The 16,478-nt window shown below is 46.3% G+C and carries 17 protein-coding genes; all 17 read left to right on the top strand.

Features of this window, described 5'->3' with window-relative positions; genetic code table 11:
• The first annotated feature begins 3 nt into the window (after nt 1-3).
• Nucleotides 4-699: a GntR family transcriptional regulator gene (locus tag DWB64_RS05285; protein WP_129487156.1), complete on the top strand. Its 696-nt coding sequence runs from the start codon at nt 4-6 to the stop codon at nt 697-699.
• Nucleotides 700-1,731, top strand: a complete 1,032-nt coding sequence (locus tag DWB64_RS05280; RefSeq protein ID WP_129487155.1) for a D-alanine--D-alanine ligase family protein — start codon at nt 700-702, stop codon at nt 1,729-1,731.
• The gene (locus DWB64_RS05275) at nt 1,728-2,141 is read left to right on the top strand and encodes a DUF1934 domain-containing protein (protein WP_129487154.1); all 414 of its coding nucleotides are present in this window, start codon (nt 1,728-1,730) and stop codon (nt 2,139-2,141) included. The genes DWB64_RS05280 and DWB64_RS05275 overlap by 4 nt, the downstream gene beginning before the upstream one ends.
• A gap of 5 nt (nt 2,142-2,146) precedes the next feature.
• A complete protein-coding gene (locus DWB64_RS05270; RefSeq protein WP_129487153.1) occupies nt 2,147-2,677 on the top strand; it encodes a hypothetical protein in 531 nt (176 codons plus the stop codon).
• A gap of 30 nt (nt 2,678-2,707) precedes the next feature.
• Nucleotides 2,708-4,084 (top strand): sigma-54-dependent Fis family transcriptional regulator, encoded by a 1,377-nt coding sequence (locus DWB64_RS05265; RefSeq protein ID WP_164980245.1) that lies wholly within the window; start codon nt 2,708-2,710, stop codon nt 4,082-4,084.
• A gap of 202 nt (nt 4,085-4,286) precedes the next feature.
• Complete coding sequence (locus DWB64_RS05260) at nt 4,287-5,324, top strand: zinc-binding dehydrogenase (RefSeq protein ID WP_129487152.1); 1,038 nt, start codon at nt 4,287-4,289, stop codon at nt 5,322-5,324.
• Nucleotides 5,325-5,335: 11 nt separating this feature from the next.
• Entirely contained in the window at nt 5,336-6,589 is a 1,254-nt protein-coding gene (gene ablA, locus DWB64_RS05255) for a lysine 2,3-aminomutase (RefSeq protein ID WP_129487151.1), read from the top strand.
• A gap of 8 nt (nt 6,590-6,597) precedes the next feature.
• Nucleotides 6,598-7,653, top strand: coding sequence for a hypothetical protein (locus DWB64_RS05250; RefSeq protein ID WP_129487150.1), 1,056 nt, complete (start codon nt 6,598-6,600; stop codon nt 7,651-7,653).
• Nucleotides 7,641-9,269 carry a hypothetical protein gene (locus DWB64_RS05245; protein WP_129487149.1) on the top strand — a complete coding sequence of 543 codons (1,629 nt, stop codon included), beginning with the start codon at nt 7,641-7,643 and terminating at the stop codon, nt 9,267-9,269. Before DWB64_RS05250 ends, DWB64_RS05245 begins: the two co-directional genes overlap by 13 nt.
• Before the next feature lie 24 nt (nt 9,270-9,293).
• A complete protein-coding gene (locus DWB64_RS05240; RefSeq protein WP_129487148.1) occupies nt 9,294-10,850 on the top strand; it encodes a lysine 5,6-aminomutase subunit alpha in 1,557 nt (518 codons plus the stop codon).
• Nucleotides 10,850-11,596: an OAM dimerization domain-containing protein gene (locus DWB64_RS05235; RefSeq protein WP_129487147.1), complete on the top strand. Its 747-nt coding sequence runs from the start codon at nt 10,850-10,852 to the stop codon at nt 11,594-11,596. The genes DWB64_RS05240 and DWB64_RS05235 overlap by 1 nt, the downstream gene beginning before the upstream one ends.
• A 566-nt stretch (nt 11,597-12,162) precedes the next feature.
• On the top strand, nt 12,163-13,644 hold the full coding sequence (gene abc-f, locus DWB64_RS05230; protein WP_129487146.1) for a ribosomal protection-like ABC-F family protein: 1,482 nt from the start codon (nt 12,163-12,165) through the stop codon (nt 13,642-13,644).
• Nucleotides 13,645-13,677: 33 nt separating this feature from the next.
• On the top strand, nt 13,678-14,358 hold the full coding sequence (locus tag DWB64_RS05225) for a lysoplasmalogenase (RefSeq protein WP_129487145.1): 681 nt from the start codon (nt 13,678-13,680) through the stop codon (nt 14,356-14,358).
• Between the two features lie 47 nt (nt 14,359-14,405).
• Nucleotides 14,406-14,729: a YciI family protein gene (locus DWB64_RS05220; protein WP_129487144.1), complete on the top strand. Its 324-nt coding sequence runs from the start codon at nt 14,406-14,408 to the stop codon at nt 14,727-14,729.
• Nucleotides 14,722-15,150 carry a GNAT family N-acetyltransferase gene (locus tag DWB64_RS05215; protein WP_129487143.1) on the top strand — a complete coding sequence of 143 codons (429 nt, stop codon included), beginning with the start codon at nt 14,722-14,724 and terminating at the stop codon, nt 15,148-15,150. Before DWB64_RS05220 ends, DWB64_RS05215 begins: the two co-directional genes overlap by 8 nt.
• Before the next feature lie 95 nt (nt 15,151-15,245).
• On the top strand, nt 15,246-15,629 hold the full coding sequence (locus DWB64_RS05210) for a VOC family protein (protein ID WP_129487142.1): 384 nt from the start codon (nt 15,246-15,248) through the stop codon (nt 15,627-15,629).
• Nucleotides 15,630-15,918: 289 nt separating this feature from the next.
• On the top strand, nt 15,919-16,449 hold the full coding sequence (locus DWB64_RS05205; RefSeq protein ID WP_129487141.1) for a helix-turn-helix domain-containing protein: 531 nt from the start codon (nt 15,919-15,921) through the stop codon (nt 16,447-16,449).
• Nucleotides 16,450-16,478: the final 29 nt, after the last annotated feature.

Genomic DNA, 16,478 nt, shown 5'->3' with positions numbered 1-16,478 from the left:
AAGATGCAGACAAAGGGATTAGGGAAATTATCGCTAAAGGATTATAAACCGCTCGGAGATGTGGTTTTTGAATATTTGAGAGATGCCATCCTGACTGGAAAACTGAAGCCGGGCGAACGACTCATGGAGATTCAGCTTGCAGAGAAGCTTGGCGTCAGCAGAACTCCTGTGAGAGAAGCCATGAAAAAGCTCGAGCAGGAGAATTTTATCGAAATGGTTCCCCGTAAAGGAGCCTATGTGAAGGACATCCACGCAAAAGACATGTTGGATGTTTTAGAAATAAGAGCCCTGCTTGAAGGTTTCGCGGCTTTTCAGGCTGCGAGCGCGATGAGCGACAAAGACATAAGAGATATGGAAAAGCTTACCGAAAAATTCGAAAAGGCGATTCTACTTGAAGATAAGGAAGGCATGATCGAAACAGACAACAAATTTCATGATATCATTTATAAATCGACAAAAAATGATAAACTGAAAGAAATCATAAAAGGGCTTCAGGACCAGTTTCATCGATTTAGGATCATCTATTTCAGCGAGTTTGACGATTACGGCAATATCAGCGAAGGCCACAAGGAAATACTGGAAGCGATTAAGCTCAAAGACGGTGAAAAAGCCAGAGAAGTCGCTGAGAAGCACATCAATATTGTAGAACGTTCCGTGCTTGAATGGTCTAGTGAAAAGCACGTCAGAAAGGGAAAATAAATGGCTAAGAAGAAGATTGCTATTTTTTTTGGTGGTTCATCTGAGGAGCACGACGTATCGATCATGAGTGCGAAATCCATTCTGACCCATATCGATCGAAATCTCTTCGAAGTGGTCATGATAGGCTTCAACCGTTCAAACGTTCCCTACCATGTGGAGGACCTTGCGAGCACCGAAAGCGCTGTCGTTTTTGAAAAAGCGAATAAGATGAGCACGTCATCGCTAGTGGAAAAACTACAAAGTGAAGTGGATGTCGTTTTTCCGATCATTCATGGACCAGGTGGTGAAGACGGCCAGCTGCAAGGCTTTTTAAAGGTGGTCGGCGTTCCTTTTGTCGGTGCGGATGTGACAGCGTCGGGCATATGCATGGACAAGAGGCTGGCTAAAGAGATACTTAGGATGAATGGCTTCAAACAAGCGCCCTATGTCAGTGTTTTGGGTCATTTGTTTAGAGAAAATCCACAAAAAATCGTGGATGAGACGATAAGGACACTTAAGTACCCGGTATTTGTGAAGCCCAGCAATTTGGGATCGAGCATAGGAATTACAAAAGTGGGAGACCCATCGCAGCTTGAAGCAGCGATCAATACCGCACTTGCCTATGACCGGTCTGTTGTGATTGAAGAAGGTATCAATGCGAGGGAACTGGAATGCGGCGTGCTTGGAAACGAACATCCTGTGGCCATGTCTGTCGGGGAGATTGTTTCCAGTCATGATTTTTACGACTATGAGGCGAAGTATTCCGACAACTGCCCTAGCGAACTGATGGTTCCTGCTGTCGCTGACGCGGCGGTCATAGAAACCATCCGAACTGAGGCTGTCAGAGCCTACCAGCTATTGGGGGTCGAGGGCATGGCCAGAGTCGATTTCTTTGTAGACAAGCTCACAGACGAGGTGTACATCAACGAGCTCAATACGCTCCCCGGATTCACTAAGTTCAGTATGTATCCACTGCTTTGCGCGGCTTCTGGGCTTGGCTATTCCGATCTTATCACAGAACTGATCACGCTTGCCTTAAGGAGGAACTCATGAGAGACATTACCCTTCAGGTGAAGTCCGTTCAAAAAGCGATGGGCGAAGAACCTGTCGAAATTGATTTTATTACTGAAGGAAAACTCTATTTAAAAGGTGGGGCGACCTATCTTGTATATGATGAAACTGAGTTGTCCGGTCTTGAGAACCATAAGACGACACTAAAAATACATGATGACAAGGTGCAGATGAAAAGGTTTGGCGAAAACAACTCGACCATGCATTTTGAAATGGGGCTGCGTGAAACGTCGAACTACGAAACTCCCTATGGTGTGTTCAAATTGGAAATACTGACACATCGGATCGAAATCGATCTGGGAGACACGGAAGGCAGCGTGGTTGTCGAATATGCCATCTCCATCCATGGACTGCATGAAGCGAATCACAAGCTTCACATCAGGTACTGGTAAGAAAGATGACGAAAGAGCAAGTACGTCAAAGACTTGAACAGGACATTAGGTCCGTTCTTAAGGATGATTCCATCCATGTGAATTTGAGGCGGGGCACACCTCCTTTCGATTATGCCTTCCATTCCTTTTTTATCAGGGATAAGGACTCGATGCTTCTCTTAAGAGCTGCCCTGGATAGCATGGATCTATTTGAAAGTTATGAATTGACAACCACGGGATTTGTAAACCTGACCTTGACACAAAGCGCAAGGACTGAAGGATTGACCCTAGGGTATCATGAAAAGAATGAAACCTACCTGCGCATGAAAAGGTTAAGCCATAGGATGACGGTGGAAGGACTTGGCATCTCTGATGAGTTCACAGATGAAAAGTTCATTCACCTAGTCGGTGAACTTAAAGCGGCAGGCGAGATTGAAGAGCAATACGCTATGATACAGAACGCTCTTGACCAAGTGTCGATGAGAGGGGTTTCTGAAGATGAAAAAAAGCAGTGGAAGCGGTTGTTTTATTTTTTTACAAAGCATGCCGAAAATTAGGCGCGCATGCCGAAAAATGGGCGGTGAGTGATGGACAAGTTAAAAATCGTAGTTGACCACTTAAGTGATGGTTTAATGGAGATTGACGCAAACGGAATTATCGTCTACTGCAACAAGAAAGCTGCGGCACTTGACGACATTGCGATTCAGGATGTGCTTGGAAAACCCCTGCTGTCGGTCTATCCATCCCTAAAAAGAAACACCTCGACCCTTTATAAGGTTTTGCAGACAGGTGAACCGATCCTTAATGTCGAACAGTCGTTTGTAACCTACAAAGGAAAGACCATCGCAACAATCAATTCGACTGTGCCTATCAAGGAAAACGGTCGAATCAGAGGCGCGATAGAGATTTCGAGGGATATTACAGAAGTAAAGGACATGAGTGAGAGAATCGCGGATCTTCAGCGCAGGGTTTATAGCTCGGTGAAAGAAGCCGAAGTCACTGAAAACTCCATGCTCTCCTTCCATTTTGACGATATCATCACGCAAAACGAACAGCTGATCCAATTGAAGGACAAGGCCTTTAAGGCGTCCAAGCTCTCCAGTCCTGTGCTTGTGGCTGGTGATACGGGGACCGGTAAAGAACTGTTCGTGCAGTCGATACATCATGCAAGTGCAAGATCGAATGCGCCCTTTATCGCACAAAACTGTGCGGCGCTTCCTGCAAACCTGCTCGAAGGAATTCTTTTTGGCACGGTAGAAGGAGCATATACAGGTGCAAGGGACCGGGCAGGACTGCTTGAGACTGCAAATGGCGGCACAATATTTTTGGATGAGATCAATTCCATGCCACTGGAACTGCAGGCCAAGCTGCTAAGATTTTTACAGGACGGCTGGCTTAGGAGGGTTGGAGACAATCACTCAAGAAAAGTGGATGTGCGTGTGATCGCTGCGATCAACACATCACCGGAGCTTGTGCTCGAAAATGGTGACTTGAGAACAGACCTCTTCTATCGGCTCAACACCATCACCTTGGAACTGCCGACGCTTAAGGAAAGGCTTGAGGACTTGCCCCTTTTGGTCGCTCATTTCACCACTTATTTCAACAAGAAGCTAAAACGTCAAGTCAGAGGGATAACAGAGGATGTGATGGCGCTCTTTAAGATCTATGACTGGCCCGGCAATGTAAGGGAACTGGAGCACGTGATAGAAGGAGCCATAAGTATGCTTGATGGTATGTGGATCACGCTTGCAGAACTTCCTCCTCAGTTGCTGAAGAAACTTGGCCCTGTACAGAAGGAATTCGACCCCAATGTGAACTTGGCGGACGCGGTGAACGAACTAGAGAAGAAGATGATCCAGCAGGCGATGTTGACGACAGCGGGTAATGTGTCTGAGGCTGCTAAACAGCTTGGGATTCCAAGACAGACGCTACAATACAAGTTGAAAAGGCTGACACTCTATTAAGGGGGTCGGCCTTTAATTTATCCACCTGCGCCCAATTTTGGGCAGAGTGTCATCAGTACAATTTGAGAGTGGGTATCAATTGGGTTTAGGCCTTGAAAACAGAGCATGACAACGATTTCATCAACTTGGCATAAAGCTTGCATTATACCTATATGGAAAATGAGTAGACCAGCGTTTGCTGGCATTTAAGGGAGGCCAATTTATGAAACAAGGATGCAAATTCGGAACGCATCGCGTGATCGAGCCAGTGGGTACACTACCACAACCAGCTTGGAAAATTGACAACACAATGGAAATCTACGACAACGAAGTACTTATTGATGTTCAGACACTCAATGTCGACTCAGCGAGCTTCACTCAAATCAAAGAACAAGCAGGCGGAGACATAGAAGGCATCAAAAACATCATCTTGGATACGGTAGCCAAAAGAGGAAAGCAACACAATCCTGTAACCGGTTCTGGTGGTATGCTTATCGGCCGAGTAAAAGAAATCGGTTCTGAACTTGCAGGCAAAACGGACTTGAAGGTAGGCGACAAACTGGCTACGCTTGTTTCGCTTTCTTTAACACCGCTTAACATCGAGTCGATCAACGAAGTAAGAAAAGACATAGACCAAGTGGATGTGACAGGACAGGCGATCTTGTTCGAAAGCGGAATCTACGCTGTACTTCCAAGCGACATGCCGGAAAACCTAGCGCTTTCTGTACTGGATGTAGCTGGAGCACCTGCGCAAACGGCTAAACTTGTTAAACCGGGTGATACGGTTCTTGTTATCGGCGGTGCCGGTAAATCGGGAATGCTTTGCCTTTACGAAGCAAGAAAAAGAGCGGGCATCACTGGTAAGGTCATCTGCCTAGGCCACTCTGAAAAATCGCTGGAAAAAGTAAAAGGTCTTGGTCTTGCCGACCACTACATCGCTACAGATGCGACTAAACCTGTTGAAATGATGAACATCATCAAAGAAATAACAGATGGCAAGATGGCTGATGTTACGATCAACTGCGTAAACGTGCCAAATACAGAAATGTCAACGATCTTATGCACGAATCCTGACGGACTGATCTACTTCTTCTCAATGGCGACAAGCTTCACAGCTGCAGCTCTTGGCGCTGAAGGCGTGGGTATGGACACTCAAATGATCATCGGTAACGGTTATGCAAGAGGACATGCTCAAATAGCACTAAATATTATGAGAGAATCTAAAGAACTTCGAGATGTTTACGAAAAACTATACGCTTAAGAGGAGATTTCATGAGACATTTTAGAGACATAGAATTATGGAAAGACGTGACTGACGAGCAGTGGAATGACTGGCACTGGCAAGTGAGAAACCGCATCACGACACTTGAGGAGCTTAAGAAGGTAATCAACCTGACTCAAGAAGAAGAGGACGGCGTGACTAAATCGCTCGAAATCTTAAGAATGGGTATCACTCCTTACTATGCGACGCTGATGGACGTGAACGATCCGCACTGCCCGGTTAGAATGCAGGCGGTTCCAACAAAATCGGAGACGCACAGATCACTTGCGGACATGGACGATCCACTGCATGAGGACGAGGATTCTCCGGCACCTGGACTTACACACCGTTATCCTGACAGAGTACTGCTACTGATCACAGACATGTGTTCCATGTACTGCCGTCACTGCACACGTAGAAGATTCGCAGGTCAATCTGACGATGAGATCGGTGTGGACAGAATCGATGCTGCGATCGAATATATCGCAAAGACTCCAGTAATCAGAGACGTATTGCTTTCTGGTGGCGACTGTCTGTTAGTTTCTGATGAAAGACTTGAGTATATCATCAAGAGACTAAGAGAGATTCCGCACGTTGAAATCATCAGACTCGGTTCAAGAACACCTGTTGTAATGCCGCAGCGTATCACACCGGCTCTTGTCGAAATGCTTAAAAAGTACCACCCGGTTTGGTTGAACACTCACTTCAACCATTCAAAAGAGATCACTCCAGAAGCCAAAGCGGCATGCGATCTACTTGCGAACGCGGGTATACCGTTAGGTAATCAGTCAGTCTTATTAAGAGGCATCAACGACTGCGTCCACGTTATGAAAAAACTGGTTCACGACTTGGTAAAAATGCGTGTAAGACCATACTATATCTATCAGTGTGACCTATCACTAGGTATCGAGCACTTTAGAACGCCTGTATCAAAAGGTATCGAAATCATCGAAGGATTACGCGGCCATACTTCCGGTTATGCGGTTCCTACCTTCGTTGTCGATGCTCCAGGCGGCGGCGGTAAGACACCTGTCATGCCTAACTATGTCTTGTCGCAATCACCTAACCGTGTAGTGCTTCGTAACTATGAAGGTGTTGTAACAACGTATACAGAGCCTACCAGATACGAAGAGAACTGCCAGTGCGATGTGTGCACATCAGAAAACAAACCGCATGAAGACGGCGTATTAAGCCTGCTTCACGGCGAACGTGTCAGCATCGAACTTAAGGAACTGGACAGACATAAGCGAAATAAACACGACTAGGAGTTGACATGGGTCTCTTAGATACAATTGCTCAAAACAAGTACAAAAGCATCTCGGTCATCGGAATGGCGAAAAATGCCGGAAAGACCGTGACACTCAACTATCTGATAGATGAGGCCTACAGCCATGGGGTGGCTCTGGGCATCACATCGATCGGACGGGACGGTGAAACGCTCGATCTGGTAACCCAAACCGATAAGCCGACCATCTATGTATATGAGGGAACACTGATAGCGACCGCTGAAGGGTTATTTGAACAAGCGACTGCCAGGATGGAAATTGTGCATATGACGGACATACAAACAGCCATGGGAAAAATCATTATCGCAAAGATTCGACATGACGGATATGTTCAAATTGCAGGACCATCCACCACGATAGGCATACAGACTGTTGCACTTAAAATGCAAGGTCTTGGCGCCGATGTGGTACTGGTAGATGGGGCGCTTGATCGAAAAAGTCTGGCATCACCATCAGTGACCGATGCGACCATACTTGCAACGGGTGCGGTACTAAGCAGAAACATGAATACGGTAATCGATGAGACCGCGCACCGCGTGCGGCTTTTTGGACTGGAAAAGATAAAGCCTGAGTTTCACAGTGAAGCTTCGAGCGTCATCCGCGAACGGAACGTCGGTCTTATGAAGCCGACGGCGGACGGAACAGAAGTAAAGACTCTAGCGCTTAAAACCGCTCTAGGAGCGGGTAGGGCAATCGCAAGGGAAGCAGAAGAAGAGACAACGCATATACTGCTTCCCGGCAGTTTAGGGGAAAAACTGCTAGCGGATGTACTTGAAGTAAGGGGAACGTTAAAAGGACTGACCTGGGTAGTGAAGGATGCCACGCGCATCTTTTTACACCCGAGGGAATGGTCCATCTATACCAAACGGGGTTTAAAAGTAGAAGTGTGTGAGACCATCCACCTGATCGGTGTGACGGTCAATCCGACAGCACCTGCGGGATACAGTTTTGATGCCGACTTATTAAGGTGCCAACTAGAACAAAAGCTGATAGATACACCTGTGTACAACGTGAAATTTGAGGAAACAACATGGAATTTTTGATGGACAGTCAAACGACACTGGGACTTGATGATGTACTAAAACTGATCAAAGTGCAGACCGCATACGGTCGGGCGGTCAAAGCCGAGCTAAGGCCTTATCAAACTGAGGAGCTTTTCAGACTTGAATCGGACTTTGACGTACTGGACCTGTTTGTACAAAGGCTTAAATCAGATGCGCATTATTTTTCCAAGATGCGCACGATTTTCATGCATATCAAAGATTTGCAGGTGACCATCGACAATATCGGAGATCTTGTGACACTGACGCAAGTCGAACTCTATGAAATCAAGTGCCTGCTCATTCAGATGAAAGAACTGATCTGCCAGTACGGCACTTTCTTTCAGAACTTGCCTGAGGCACTCAAGATCAGTTTTCCAAGCGGGTCCTATGAGCTGCTGGATCCTACGGGGGAAGCCTTAGAGACCTTTTACATTTCGGACGGCTATTCTAAGAGGCTTAAGTCTGTCAGAGAGCTGCTCGGCGAATGCGAAAAGGAACTTAAAGGCGCCAGGATCAAGCAGATCAGAGCCTTGGTCGGAGATTATCCTGAACTCAGATTCAAACCGAACGGTACGACGACGATCAACCGGTCTGTCGAGGGACTATTCGAGATAATGGTCGCGGATTCAAGACTGTATCAGGTGGACGAACACTATCAGCATGTCACCTTCGCGGTGGTGCCCGATGAGGCGGTACAGGCGAAAAAACAAAAGCACGAAATACTGCTTCAAGAAGAAGAAGAAGCCATGTATGAAGTGAGAGTAGATTTGACGAGTAGCCTAAGCCTTGAGGTGGACAGGTTCAGAAGTTCACTGCAAGCGATAGGATACCTCGATTTTTATTTAGCGAAAGCGTTTCTTGCCATTGGGGTAAATGGTGTAAGACCAAGTTTTTTAAAGGCTGGGTCGGAGGTAACCATCGTCAAGGGTAGACATAGCCTTGTCGAGTCGCGGCTAAAGCGCGACAAAAGGATGTACACACCGGTATCGGTGAGGTTCGGTACTCCGGTTACCTTGATAACTGGTGCGAACATGGGTGGTAAAACCATCGCACTGAAGATGATCGGCTTGATTGTAGGCATGGCGCATATGGGGTTGTATGTGCCTGCCGAAAAAGCTGAAATGCCGATGTTTGAATTCATAGCAAGCCTGATAGGAGATGAACAGAGCATAGACCTAGGTCTATCCACCTTTGGTGCCGAAATGATGCACCTGAAGCTAGTACTGGATCAAGCTGATCGCGAGGGTTTGATCTTAATCGATGAACTGGCAAGGGGAACAAATCCTACAGAGGGCGCCGCACTTTCAGAAAGCATCATCGAGGCGCTTAGAAAGAGCAGGTCGAAATCGGTGATCACCACGCATTTTGACGGCATCGGCAGGCATGACGATGTGAAACACCTTCAGGTGAAAGGCTTAAAAGCCATTGACAAGGAAGTGTTCAAAACGGGTGCCAAAGAAATCATAGAGCAGTTGTCTCTGATGATGGATTACGAGCTCGAAGAAGTGGACCAGACGATCAATCCACCTAAGGACGCGCTAACCATCGCGGCCTTACTTGGACTGGACAAGGCCATTATAGATAGTGCAAGAAAATACTTGCATAAAGATAAGTAGTTACTAGGTAAAGGGAGGAAAAGCGTGCAAAGTAAATTGAATTTGGACCAGCATCTGATTAGCAAGGCCAGAGGCTCAGCTAAGAAAATCGCTGAAGACATACAACTCTTCATCGACAACCATACGACGGTTGCCGTAGAAAGAACGATCGCAAGACTTTTAGGAATCGACGGCGTAGATGAGATCGGAACACCGCTTCCAAACATCATCGTCGACCATATCGCTCAGGCGGGTGTGCTGAACCAGGGTATCGCCTACTTTATCGGTAACGCGATGATCCAAAAGGGATTGACACCACAAGAGATAGCAGAAGCGATTTCAGCGGGAACGCTTGATTTAACACAACTTGAAATGGCGTCTGCCAAAGAAATCAGCGAAAAAATCAATGCGATCGCTGTTGAAAAAACGGCGTTCATCAAATCGAATAGAAACAAACGCGAAGACTACCTTAAAAATCTTGGCGAAGGTGCGAAACCTTACCTCTATGTCATCGTAGCCACAGGCAACATCTACGAGGATATCCTGCAGGCTCAGGCGGCAGGAAGACAAGGCGCCGACATCATCGCGGTTATCCGCACAACTGGCCAGTCGCTACTCGATTACGTGCCATACGGACCGACCACAGAAGGTTTTGGCGGAACTTACGCCACACAAGAGAACTTCAGACTGATGAGATCTGCACTCGATGAGATCGGTGAGGAAGTCGGAAAATACATCAGACTTTGTAACTACTGTTCAGGTCTTTGCATGCCTGAGATCGCAGCGATGGGCGCTTTTGAACGTTTGGACGTTATGCTCAACGACGCACTATACGGCATCCTGTTCAGAGACATCAACATGCAGCGTACCCTGGTGGACCAGTTCTTCTCAAGAGTAATCAACGGTTTTGCAGGTGTCATCATCAACACGGGCGAGGACAACTACCTGACAACTGCCGACGCATTTGAAGAGGCGCATACGGTACTGGCTTCTCAGTTCATCAACGAGCAGTTCGCACTGCTTGCGGGTCTTCCTGAAGAACAGATGGGACTGGGTCATGCATTCGAAATGAATCCGAATTTAGAAAATGGATTCCTATACGAGTTGTCACAAGCGCAAATGGCTAGAGAAATCTTCCCTAAGGCGCCGCTCAAATACATGCCGCCGACAAAGTACATGACAGGCGACATCTACAAAGGACATGTTCAAAACGCGCTGTTCAACACGGTGTCGATCATGACAAACCAAGGAATCCAGCTGCTAGGCATGTTGACAGAAGCGATCCATACGCCACTACTGCAAGACAGGGCGCTTTCTATCGACAACGCGAAATACGTATTCAACAACATGAAGGACATCTCTTCTGAGATCGAGTTCAAAACAGGCGGAATCATCCAGTCTCGTGCACAAGGAATTGTGAAAGAAGCTGCCGACATGCTTGAAAGAATTGAAAAAGACGGCCTGATGGAAACCATCGAAAAAGGTGGATTCGCCGATGTCAAGCGCGCCAAAGACGGCGGTAAGGGTCTTAGCGGCGTAACCACTAAAGGTGAACATTACTTCAATCCGTTTATTCCACTCATGCTTGGAGGTGACCGTTAATGTCTCAAAAGATCGATTTGACAAAAATTAAGCCTTACGGCGACACACTCAACGACGGACTCATGCAGTTCAACTTCACGCTTCCAGTTCCACATGGCGACGAGGCGATAGAAGCTGCAAAGCAGCTGCTCGCTAAAATGGGAATGGACGAACCGGCGGTTGTCAACGCAACGGATCTTGGAGTCGGCTACACCATGTTCGTCGCCTACGGCAAATGCACGCACACCGTTGATTTCACGACGATTCACGTACCTAAGGTAGAGGGTGACGTGATGGACAAGTACGGTGTGGAAGACTTCGTCAAAGAAAACTTCGACCGCGAAATCACAATCGTCGGCGCTTGCACAGGAACTGACGCCCATACGGTAGGAATCGACGCGATCTTCAACATGAAGGGCTTTGACGGACACTACGGCCTTGAAAGATACAAGGGCATCAACGCCATCAACATGGGTTCGCAAGTGCCCAATGAAGAACTGATTGCAAAAGCGGTGGAAGTAAACGCCGATGCGATTTTAGTATCACAAATCGTCACGCAAAAGGATGTGCATATCCACAACCTGACAAACCTGATCGAACTGCTTGAAGCGGAAGGGTTGAGAGACAAGATGATCGTCGCTTGCGGCGGCCCAAGACTCAACCACGAAATCGCTAAAGAGCTAGGCTTTGACGCAGGATTCGGACCAGGAACCTTTGCTGAGAATGTGGCATCCTTTATTGTTACGCAGTTGAAGGAAAGAGAATAGAATAGCATTTGAATGATTAGTTCTCCGTGAGGTGTTTTAGAGAGTTTTCTCTTTTAAAAGCCCACGGAGAATTTTTTTGTTGCAAGGCTTTAGTCGTGTACCCAAGATAGCATCCTACGCTCGTCACTATTTCAAACACCTACTATTGTGAGACGCTGCGCTTTCTGAGGACACGGAGACACGATTTGAATAAATGCTGAAAACTGTTTTAAGGGCTGGCACAAGGTGCAGCAACTACGTGGGGTATGGAAAAAACGGTTATAATTGAAATGGACGCTGGAGGCTGAGGATTATTTTGTGTATGAGATGATATAATAAAGGGAAGCTTAAATAAAAGGAGAACGAAGGATGAATACTATTTCTTGCTAATTACAGTGATAACTGAACTGCATAGGACAAGTACGGCGTTTAATGGATGTTAACTGCTTGTTTTTGTGTGCGTAGCGAGAAAATGATTCTTCAAAATACCTTGATGGATGTGGTGACTTTGTCACTGCCTATTCATTTGTTTTTTGAACCGCAAGAATTCATTTTCTTGCGGTTTTTTAATAGAATGGAGGCAGCATATGTCGATAGTGAAAGTAAATAACATGACCTTTGGTTATGATGGAAGTTATGATTTGATTTTTGACAACGTATCCTTTCAGATGGATACGGATTGGAAGCTTGGTTTCACAGGGAGGAACGGTCGCGGTAAAACGACCTTTATGAAGCTCCTGCTAGGAAAGTATGAGTACAGGGGGACGATCTCAAGTTCGGTGGCATTCGATTATTTCCCCTTTGAAGTAAAAGAGGACAACATGCTCACGGTTCATGTGTTGGAAGACGTGTGCCCCGCATTTGAACAGTGGCAGCTTGAAAAGGAGTTGTCCCTTTTAGGAGTGGACGACGAGGTATTGTATAGACCCTTCAATACCCTTAGTCAAGGTGAGCAGACCAAAGTGATGCTCGCGGCTCTCTTTTTAAAAGAGAATCAGTTTCTCTTAATCGATGAGCCAACAAATCATCTGGATGTGGAAGGACGAAAAATAGTCAGTGACTACTTGAGAAGTAAAAAGGGATTCATACTGGTTTCGCACGACCGCTTGTTTCTGGACGCCTGTATCGACCATATCCTGACGATCAACAAGACCGATATCATCGTACAAAAAGGGAACTTTTCCTCTTGGTACCTCAACAAGACAAGGGAAGACCAGAACGAAATCAATGAAAACGAAAAGCTGAAGAAAGATGTGAAAAGGCTGATGACCGCCATGAAGAGAACCGCGAAATGGTCGGACGATGTCGAAGCGACGAAAATTGGATTCGGACCTTGCGACCGTGGGGCGATTGGAGCCAAGGCCGCCAAGATGATGAAACGTTCAAAGGCCATTGAAACCAGACAGACAAAGGTGCTTGAGGACAAGTCGAAACTGCTTAAAAATATCGAACAGTCCTTTCCACTTGCCATACAGGCGCAGGACTACTTTAGAGAAAGGCTCTTTCACTTTGAGGACGTGGTCGTATCCTACGGCGAAAGCAAGGTCAATCAGCCGGTGACCTTTGCAGTCAACCGAGGGGAAAGGATTGCGATAACAGGATTCAACGGATCAGGCAAGTCGAGTCTTCTAAAGCTTATGACAAACGAGGACATCGCCTATTCCGGCCGCTTGGAAAAGGGGACTAGGTTGAAGGTGTCCTATGTCTCTCAGAACACAGCTGCATTATCGGGTGACCTGTCAACCTATGCCAAGGAGCGTGGGATCGACGAGGGTCAGTTCAAAACGATCCTTCATAAGATGGATATGTCGCAAATCCAGTTTGAAAAGGATATGAGCGCTTTCAGCGAAGGACAAAAAAAGAAGGTGCTGATCGCAGCAAGCCTGTGCGAAAAGGCCAATATCTATATCTGGGACGAACCGCTAAACTATGTCGATGTGCTGTCGAGGATCCAGATAGAAGAAGCGATCCTCAGCTACCGCCCGACCATGATTTTTGTGGAGCACGATAAAACCTTTGTCAGTAGAATAGCAACCAAGGTTGTGGATGTCGTAAGTGTGGTAAACTAGTCTTAGTAAATATAAAAAATAGGGGGAGAATCGATGTACATTTTATGGGGACTATTCATACTGGTGACCAGCGCCAATCTTTTGACGCAAAGAGAAACCGACTTAAGGCTCTGCCTGATCAGAAGGTATTCAAAAGCGCTTTTGATGCCGCTACTCGCATCCATCTATATCAGTAGCGCCGCTGATGTGAACGTTGCGATTGTGATCGCGCTCGCGCTCGGCTGGATCGGCGATCTGTTTTTAATGGGAATCAGAAAAAAAGACGCTTCAGGCGCAGTGGTAATCAGTGATCCCAAGTGGATGTTCATGCTTGGACTCTTATCCTTCTTACTGGGGCATCTTGCCTATGTGTACTTCTTCTTCACCATCGTCGACTGGTCGAAGATTCCCATGCTTTTTTATGGAATCGTCTGCATCGTAGGGTGGTACGGGCTGATCATCTTAAAGGGAGTCAGGCCAAAAGGTGTGATGCTTGTCGGAGTGGTGCTGTACATGGTCGTCATAGGCACCATGATCGTATCCGCATTGGCGCTCTTTTACATACGCCTTGACCTGGCAGCGACCTTCATCGCACTTGGGGCGATCCTATTCGGTTCGTCGGATTCTGTGTTGGCATTCAGAAAAATCAGAGGCGTCGATTTGCTGCCTAACAGCTATGTCATGTTCAGCTACATCAGCGGACAGTTTCTGATCATCTTGGGTATTTTGAACTGACTTTGACGTTTCTGGTAGATTGATTTGAAGAAAGTGAGGATTATCCTATGAAGCAGTACCTATACATGCTCAAACTGGTGGACCGCATTGTTAAAAGCAACACATGGACAAAAGAAGATGAGGAAATCGTAGGCGAGCACTTTCTAAATCTTAAGACGCTTACAGAAAAAGGCGTCGTCTTGCTGGCCGGCAAGACCGATAGGGAGACAGATGACGGATTCGGTATCGTCATCCTTAAAGCCGATTCCAAAGAACAGGCCGAGGAAATCATGAGGAAGGATCCTGCCGTGAAAAAAGGAATCATGACAGCGACCCTTTTTGAGTATCAGATCGCGCTTGAAAGCATCAGCCGCGGTGAACTACATGATTAGGGTGATGCGCATAGAGGATTATGAAGCGGTGCATGCCTTTTGGCTGAGCATCGAGGGCATGGGTCTACGAAGTCTGGATGATTCCAAAGAAGGTATCGAAAGGTTTTTAAAACGTAATCCGACCTCCTGTTTTGTAAAAGAGGAGCAAGGCCTGCTGATCGGATGCATCATGGCCGGTCACGACGGAAGACGGGGATACATCTATCATGCGGCAGTGCATCCTGAATTTAGGGGCAAAGGTTACGGCATAGCCCTTGTGGACCATGCCCTGGACGCTCTTAAAAAGGACGGCATCAACAAAGCCTGTCTGGTCGTCTTTAGCGCGAATGAACTAGGTAATACCTTCTGGAAGCGCTACGGGTTTGCCACAAGAGAAGACCTGACGTATAGGAATATCAGTCTGAACGATCTAAACCTTTAAATGACAAGATGTGATTTGAGTGATGTTTGCCTAGTTAAGTTGGGTATCTAAGATAAAGACGGACCTTAATCATAGACAGGTAGACGAGGTGACCTATGTATCAACAGATGAGAGTAGCAAAACACACCAATTCAATCGATAATGTTCAGGAGTTCTATACGACAAAACTAGGATTCGAGGTTCTCGGATCATTTGATGGAAACGACGGATATAACGGCATATTCCTCGGATTAAAGAATCAGGGATGGCATCTGGAGTTCACCCAGTCCAGCGAGAAGATGGAAAGAAAAAGCGATCCGGACGACATGATCGTGCTCTATTACAAGTCGGAGAAAGAATACTTCAATACGCTAAAAGGATTAAAAGACGTAGAAAAGTTTGTTCCAAGAAATCCATATTGGCAGGTGAACGGCGTGCTCATCAAAGACCCTGATGGCAATCAGATCATCCTCTGCTATAATCCGGATGTGGTGCAGTGAAGTTAAGTAAAGTAAAAAAGGCAGAATACATGCGATCCATACTAGATAGGGCATGAAGGTATTAGGCCAAGAATAGAGTGACCAATAAGACTGAAGTGATGCATAAACTGCATAAGCTTCAGTCTTTTTACTTGCGGATGATCATACGAAAACAGCACGGTTTGACGCGGTGGAATCAACTGAAGGTTGTGTGATTTTGCCCGATCCAACCAACGATTGCTTTTTTATAGAGGCAGAGATAGGTATAATTGAAGCAGAACATGTTCAATATAATTTGGAGGTAACAGTAATGAGGTATAGTAACGTTGAAATCGGAACATATATTCAAGAGAGGCGTAACCAAATTGGTTTCACACAGCAAGAGCTCGGTGAAAGGTTATTGGTCAGCTCTCAGGCGGTTTCTAAGTGGGAAAGGGGCGAATCCTTACCGGATGTATCGTTGTTAGTGGACCTTTCCGGATTGTTGCATACGAGTGTGGATTTGATTCTAACTGCTGGAAATGGTGGTGTGGTAGGTAGAGGAATGATTGATCTTGTTAAGATAAAGCGTGCTGTGAATTACTTAAGCGAACTCGAAGAACTGATCGGGAGTGATAACACGCTGTTCGAAAGTGTGATGAAAGGCGTGCGAACTACGATGAATGTCGACTTTCGAAGCGCGCTGAAAGACAACTATAAACGTGAGGCGTTTGTTGTGGAAGTAGCTATTCAAAAGTTGATGAACGGACATGGTCTGGATGAAAAACATGTTGACCATGTGCTCGAGTTCGAGCACTGGAAAAGTGTGCTGCATAAGAGTTTGAAGCAATATCGAATATAAGCCGCGTCAAAAAGTGCCAGTCACCGTTT

It is taken from the genome of Fusibacter sp. A1, assembly GCF_004125825.1.
In the GTDB taxonomy this organism is placed as follows: Bacteria; Bacillota; Clostridia; order Peptostreptococcales; family Acidaminobacteraceae; genus QQWI01.
Note: the sequence above shows the minus strand (reverse complement) of the source record. Positions and strands in the feature narration are given on the sequence as shown.

Coding starts and splice junctions, on each gene's coding strand:
- DWB64_RS05245 (WP_129487149.1), top strand. CDS start 7,641: ATGGAATTTTTGATGGACAGTCAAACGACACTGGGACTTGATGATGTA.
- DWB64_RS05220 (WP_129487144.1), top strand. CDS start 14,406: ATGAAGCAGTACCTATACATGCTCAAACTGGTGGACCGCATTGTTAAA.
- DWB64_RS05265 (WP_164980245.1), top strand. CDS start 2,708: ATGGACAAGTTAAAAATCGTAGTTGACCACTTAAGTGATGGTTTAATG.
- DWB64_RS05270 (WP_129487153.1), top strand. CDS start 2,147: ATGACGAAAGAGCAAGTACGTCAAAGACTTGAACAGGACATTAGGTCC.
- DWB64_RS05235 (WP_129487147.1), top strand. CDS start 10,850: ATGTCTCAAAAGATCGATTTGACAAAAATTAAGCCTTACGGCGACACA.
- DWB64_RS05275 (WP_129487154.1), top strand. CDS start 1,728: ATGAGAGACATTACCCTTCAGGTGAAGTCCGTTCAAAAAGCGATGGGC.
- DWB64_RS05250 (WP_129487150.1), top strand. CDS start 6,598: ATGGGTCTCTTAGATACAATTGCTCAAAACAAGTACAAAAGCATCTCG.
- DWB64_RS05225 (WP_129487145.1), top strand. CDS start 13,678: ATGTACATTTTATGGGGACTATTCATACTGGTGACCAGCGCCAATCTT.
- DWB64_RS05205 (WP_129487141.1), top strand. CDS start 15,919: ATGAGGTATAGTAACGTTGAAATCGGAACATATATTCAAGAGAGGCGT.
- DWB64_RS05280 (WP_129487155.1), top strand. CDS start 700: ATGGCTAAGAAGAAGATTGCTATTTTTTTTGGTGGTTCATCTGAGGAG.
- DWB64_RS05215 (WP_129487143.1), top strand. CDS start 14,722: ATGATTAGGGTGATGCGCATAGAGGATTATGAAGCGGTGCATGCCTTT.
- ablA (WP_129487151.1), top strand. CDS start 5,336: ATGAGACATTTTAGAGACATAGAATTATGGAAAGACGTGACTGACGAG.
- abc-f (WP_129487146.1), top strand. CDS start 12,163: ATGTCGATAGTGAAAGTAAATAACATGACCTTTGGTTATGATGGAAGT.
- DWB64_RS05260 (WP_129487152.1), top strand. CDS start 4,287: ATGAAACAAGGATGCAAATTCGGAACGCATCGCGTGATCGAGCCAGTG.
- DWB64_RS05285 (WP_129487156.1), top strand. CDS start 4: ATGCAGACAAAGGGATTAGGGAAATTATCGCTAAAGGATTATAAACCG.
- DWB64_RS05210 (WP_129487142.1), top strand. CDS start 15,246: ATGTATCAACAGATGAGAGTAGCAAAACACACCAATTCAATCGATAAT.